The organism is Micromonospora maritima (assembly GCF_902825405.1).
Lineage (GTDB): Bacteria > Actinomycetota > Actinomycetes > Mycobacteriales > Micromonosporaceae > Micromonospora > Micromonospora maritima.
This window is the reverse complement of sequence record NZ_CADEAU010000386.1, coordinates 1-5,079: the sequence shown is the minus strand read 5'-3', so window position 1 is coordinate 5,079 and position 5,079 is coordinate 1. Positions and strand designations below refer to the sequence as shown.

Annotated in this window: 7 protein-coding genes; 5 read left to right on the top strand and 2 right to left on the bottom strand. The window is 74.6% G+C overall.

Translation table 11 applies throughout. From position 1 onward, the window contains the following. The 5 genes from HUW36_RS25145 to HUW36_RS25125 form a co-directional block, all read left to right on the top strand. Nucleotides 1-517, top strand: a 517-nt coding sequence (locus HUW36_RS25145; RefSeq protein WP_174530429.1) for a sugar phosphate isomerase/epimerase family protein, incomplete at its 5' end; no start/stop codon positions are given. A gap of 82 nt (nucleotides 518-599) precedes the next feature. Continuing rightward, the gene (locus tag HUW36_RS25140) at nucleotides 600-1,778 is read left to right on the top strand and encodes an SGNH/GDSL hydrolase family protein (protein ID WP_174530428.1); all 1,179 of its coding nucleotides are present in this window, start codon (nucleotides 600-602) and stop codon (nucleotides 1,776-1,778) included. Nucleotides 1,779-1,798: 20 nt separating this feature from the next. Beyond that, nucleotides 1,799-2,368, top strand: coding sequence for a P-loop NTPase family protein (locus tag HUW36_RS25135; RefSeq protein WP_174530427.1), 570 nt, complete (start codon nucleotides 1,799-1,801; stop codon nucleotides 2,366-2,368). A 58-nt stretch (nucleotides 2,369-2,426) separates the two neighbouring features. Continuing rightward, a complete protein-coding gene (locus HUW36_RS25130; protein WP_174530426.1) occupies nucleotides 2,427-2,786 on the top strand; it encodes a hypothetical protein in 360 nt (119 codons plus the stop codon). Between the two features lie 179 nt (nucleotides 2,787-2,965). Further along, on the top strand, nucleotides 2,966-3,130 hold the full coding sequence (locus tag HUW36_RS25125; protein ID WP_174530425.1) for a hypothetical protein: 165 nt from the start codon (nucleotides 2,966-2,968) through the stop codon (nucleotides 3,128-3,130). Nucleotides 3,131-3,183: 53 nt separating this feature from the next. Here the strand turns inward: HUW36_RS25125 and HUW36_RS25120 are convergent, their stop codons facing one another. Next, complete coding sequence (locus HUW36_RS25120; RefSeq protein ID WP_174530424.1) at nucleotides 3,184-3,609, bottom strand: integrase; 426 nt, start codon at nucleotides 3,607-3,609, stop codon at nucleotides 3,184-3,186. Nucleotides 3,610-3,672: 63 nt separating this feature from the next. Then, nucleotides 3,673-5,079 (bottom strand): beta-propeller domain-containing protein (locus HUW36_RS25115; RefSeq protein ID WP_174530423.1); only part of this gene is annotated, 1,407 nt, incomplete at its 5' end.

Sequence of the window (5,079 nt, the reverse complement as noted above, 5' to 3'; positions counted from 1 at the left end):
CCTGCCGCCGGGCTCGCGCGACCTGCCCGGCGCCCGGCAGCGGGTCGCCGACGCCCTGGCCGAGCTTGCCCCCTACGCGGGCGAGCGCGGGGTACGCCTGGCGCTGGAGCCGCTGCACCCGATGTACTGCGCCGACCGGGCGGTGCTGTCCACGCTCGGGCAGGCGCTCGACCTGGCCGAGGCGTTCCCGACCGAGCAGGTCGGCGTCGTGGTGGACACGTTCCACGTCTGGTGGGACCCGGACGTGTGGCGGCAGATCGCCCGCGCCGGGTCGCGCATCGCCAGCTTCCAGGTGTGCGACTTCCTCACCCCGCTGCCGGCCGACGTGCTGCTCGGACGGGGCATGATGGGCGACGGGCACATCGACTTCCCGCCGTTGCGGCGGGCCGTGGAGGCCGCCGGCTACACCGGCGACACCGAGGTGGAGATCTTCAACGCCGAGGTGTGGGCCACCGACCCGGACCAAGTGCTCGCCACCATGACCGCGCGCTACGTCGACCTGGTGCTGGCCGACTGAGGCGGTCGGCGCCGGCGGCACGAGTCGGGCCTGTCGGACGAATCAGGTGGCCGCGCGGCCCGGGACCGGGCAGGATCTGATCATGACGTCCGCCCAGCCCTGGATCACCACGCCCATCACCCCCGACCTGCTGCGCGGGGCGCTCGACCTGGAACGCACCGCGCACGGGGTACTGCCGCACCGGCTGCCCGCCGCGGCCCGCGCCCGCAACACCGACCCGCAGGTGGCGATGGCCGAGGCGATGCCGTCCGGCGTACGGCTGGTGTTCCGCACCCGCGCCACCGCGGTGGAGTTGGACGTGCTGCCCACCAAGATGGTCTACCGGGGCACCTCACCCCGCCCGGACGGCCGCTACGACCTGCTCGTCGACGGGCGCCTGACCGGGCAGGGCACGGCCGACGGGGGCAAGGTGCTCACCATCGACCTGACCACCGGCACGGCGACCACCGAGCCGGGTCCGGTCGGCACCGTCCGCTTCACCGACCTGCCCGGCACCGACAAGGACGTGGAGATCTGGCTGCCGCAACGCGAGATCACCGAGTTGGTGGCACTGCGTACCGACGCGCCGGTGCAGGCAGTCGGCGACCGGGGCCGGCGGGTGTGGCTGCACCACGGCAGCTCGATCAGCCACGGCTCGGACGCGGAGAGCCCGACCGGCACCTGGCCGGCGATCGCCGCCGGGCTCGCCGGGGTGGACCTGGTCAACCTGGGGTTCAGCGGCAGCGCGCTGCTCGACCCGTTCACCGCCCGGGCCATGCGGGACACCCCGGCGGACCTGATCAGCGTGAAGATCGGCATCAACCTGGTGAACAGCGACGTGATGCGGCTGCGCGCGTTCACCCCGGCGGTGCACGGCTTCCTCGACACGCTGCGCGACGGGCACCCGGACACCCCGCTGCTCGTCGTGTCGTCCATCCTCTGCCCGATCCAGGAGGACACGCCCGGCCCGGGCGCCGCCGACTTCAGCACCGGCACGCTGCGGTTCCGCGCCACCGGCGACCCGGCCGAACGGGCCGCCGGCAAGCTGACCCTGCGGGTGGTCCGCGCCGAGCTGGCCCGGATCGTCGCCGCCCGGTCCGCCGAGGACCCGAACCTGCACTACCTGGACGGGCTGGACCTCTACGGCGAGGCGGACTTCGCCGAGCTGCCGCTGCCCGACGACCTGCATCCCGACCCGGTCGCGGACCGGCGCATCGGCGAGCGGTTCGCCGCGCTGGCGTTCGGCCCCGGCGGTCCGTTCGCCGCCGACGCGGGACGGTGACGACGACGTAGGCTGCCGCGGTGACGACACCGGCTCGCATCCTCGTCTACGGGGTCTACGGCACCGGCAAGTCGACCCTGGCGCAACGGTTGGCCGAACGCCTCGGCCTGCCGTGGTGCCCGGTGGACGACCTGCTGTGGCAGCCCGGCTGGGTGGAGGTGCCGGTGGACGAGCAGCGCCGCCGCATCGAGGCGGTCTGCCGGCGCGACAGGTGGATCCTCGACGGGGCGTACCACGGCTGGCGGGACGTCGTGCTCGCCCGCGCCGATCTGGTCGTCGGCCTGGACTATCCACGGTGGCTCTCCTTCTGGCGGCTGCTGCGGCGTACCGCCCGCCGGCTGGTCAGCGGGGAGGAGATCTGCAACGGCAACCGGGAGTCGCTGCGCAGCGTGGTGTCGCGCGACTCGATCCTGGTGTGGCACGTCACCGCGTTCGGCCGGGCCCGGCGGCGGATGCGTGCCTGGCACGCCGACCCGGCCGGGCCGCCGGTGCTGCTGTTCCGCGACCCGGCGGCCCTGGACCGCTGGGTGGCCGGTCTGCCCGCGTCCGCCGCCGGACGGGCTGGCCGTGCGACAGTCGACGGTGTGTGATGGGGGTGGCGCCCCCGGGACCGGCGCGGCACCGGATCCGACGGCTGGAGGAGGACACGTGACACAGGGCCCGGTGCTGGTCGTCGGCCTCGACCCGACCCGCTTCCCCGACTGGGACCCGGAACCGGTCCTGGCCGCGATCGCGCGTGGCCACGCCCGCTTCGCCGAGCAGGGGATCGAGGCGGATCTGTGCCTGACGGCGGCCGACGCGGACGGCGAGCAGACGATCGTGGCGGCGCTGACCCGCAAGGAGTACGCCTGCGTGGTCATCGGCGGCGGGATCCGCAAGCACGACCCGCTGGTCGGGTTCTTCGAGCGGGTCGTCAACCTGGTCCGACGGCACGCGTCCGGCGCCGCGATCGCCTTCAACAGCACGCCCGAGGACACCGTGGACGCCGCGCTGCGCCACCTGCGTTAGGTTGCTCCGCTCGACGGCCCCGTCGGCGCGGTATCGCCCCGGCCCACCGTGTCACGGTCCGTGATGACGCGTCGGGACCCCATCACTTCGCACCGATATACCGCTGGGTCATAATTATGACTCAGCGGTATATGGGTCTCAGGTGACCACTCGTTCCACCGCGACGGTACGGTTCCGGAGTGGCTCCGGGACGCTGCCTTCTCTTCCTGGACGTCGACGGCACCCTCATCCCCTTCGCCAACCGGCCGGGCGACCGGCCCCTGACGCCGATGGGACCGGACCACGGCAACCCGCTCCTGCACCGGCTCGACCCCGACGACGGGGACCGGCGCTGCCCGTCGTGACGTGGCCGGACGACGACGAGCAGCCTCGCCTGACCGCGCGGGGGCAGTCGCCGTCAGCCGGCGGCCGGGGCGGGCTGCGCCCCGATCACGCGCCGCGTAGGGTCGCCGCCGCCGGGGCCGCGAAGCCGGTCGGTGAGCAGGAAGTCGGGCCACCGGAACCGGGCCGCGTGGTCCCGCTCGGCGAGCACGAACGTGCCACCGCGACGGTCGGGCCGCCAGCCGTTGCCCAGCGCGTACCCGACGACGGCGCGCACGTCGGCCGGCGTGGGGTAGGCGCCGTCGGTCGCGCACGCCGACCACGGTGTGCCCCAGGCGGTGGACAACATGTCGGCCTGGAGCGCCTCGCCGGTCTTCCCGGCGCCCCACACCCGCAGCCGGATGCACCGGTGGCAGTCGCCGCTGCCCGACACCTGACGGATCTCCGCGCGCCAGGTGAACATCCGTCCGTCGATCCACAACCGCCGCAGTCGCGTACGCATGGAGGTCATGCTGCCCGGCCCGCCCGGGCCGGACCACCCGATTACCCGGGCGGCCGACCCGGGTCAGTTCGTCGGCACCCACGCCAGCGGCGTCATGCCGGCCAGGGCGGTCGCCTTCAACCCGGCGTCGGACACGGTCCACAGCACCCCGTCGACGACCAGCGACCGGCGGATCGGCGTCCACTCCCCGCCGTCGCGCGGGGACGTCGGGTGCTCGACCGTGCCGACCACGGTGAGCCCGGTGTCGGTGACCCGCAGCGCCAGCAGCCCGTTGCCCGGCCTGCTCCGGCCGCTCGCGACGCCGGCCTGGTCGACCACCACGCCGGGTCGGGCCACCGGGACCGCCACCAGGCGCTCGGGCGCCCAGTAGAGGAACGCGTGCGGGTCGGACTCCACCTCGGACCAGCCCCCCGCGACGTGGTGCCGGGCGATCCGGGACGGGCGGGCCGGGTCGGCGACGTCGAAGAGTGACACCTGGGTCCCCTGCACCCGACCTTCGGCGGACGCCTCCTGCCCGACCCCCAGCAGCCGACCGTCCCCGACCGGGTGCAGGTACGACGAGTAGCCGGTGATCTTCAGCTCGCCTGTCACCCGGGGCGCGGCCGGATCGCGCAGGTCAACCGTGTACAGCGGATCGACCTGCCGGAACGTCACCACGTAACCGGTGCCGCCGAGGAATCGGACGGAGTGGATCCGCTCGCCCCGGCCCAGGCCGGTGACCTGGCCGACGCGGGTCAGCGCCGGGCCGTCGGCGCGCAGCACGTACACGCCCGACTCGGAACGGCCCTCGCCGCTCCCCAGCTCGCCGGTGGTGGTCGCCACCCGCAGGTGACCGTCCCACTCGGACAGGGCGTACTGGTTGATCAGCTGGCCCGGCACGGAGCCGGCGGCGACGTAGCGCGGGGTGCCCGCGGACGTGTCGAACTGGTAGATCTCGGTACCGGTCGGCTCCGCCCGGCCGGCGCGCATCCGCCAGCGCTGGTCGTTGACCACGTAGAGGCGCGGGCCGCTGCCGTAGACGGTGTCGCCGTCGGCGACCACGGTCACCGGGTCGCCCGTGCCGAGGGTGCCCGCCCCGAGGTCGAAGCTGAGCACGGTCACCAACGAGGCGCCGGAGAACCGGGGCGGCCGGCTGACCCGGTCGCAGCCGACCTGGCCGGTGGTGGTGCGGCCGCCCTCGCGGAGCTCGTACCGGGGCAGCCAGGCGTCGATCCCGGCCCGGTCGACGACGGCGCGGTTGGCGGCGGTGCGCTGCGCGTCGGTGCCCTTACGTGGCTGCGGGAACGTCAGTCGCGGCGTCGACCGGATCACGACGCGGGCGGTCGCGCCGACCTGCCGCGCGTCGACCAGGCTGCCGTCGATCCGGTACTCGCCGACGATCCGGGGCGCACCGGCCAGGTCGACCAGGACCAGGCGCGGTCGGCCCGCGCCCTCCGGCCCCGGACGCGCCCGGCCCGCCGCCGGCTTGGC

What these genes read in the sequence shown, in the direction of transcription:
- HUW36_RS25120 (WP_174530424.1), bottom strand. Translation starts at nt 3,609, where the DNA reads ATGCGTACGCGACTGCGGCGGTTGTGGATCGACGGACGGATGTTCACC.
- HUW36_RS25140 (WP_174530428.1), top strand. Translation starts at nt 600, where the DNA reads ATGACGTCCGCCCAGCCCTGGATCACCACGCCCATCACCCCCGACCTG.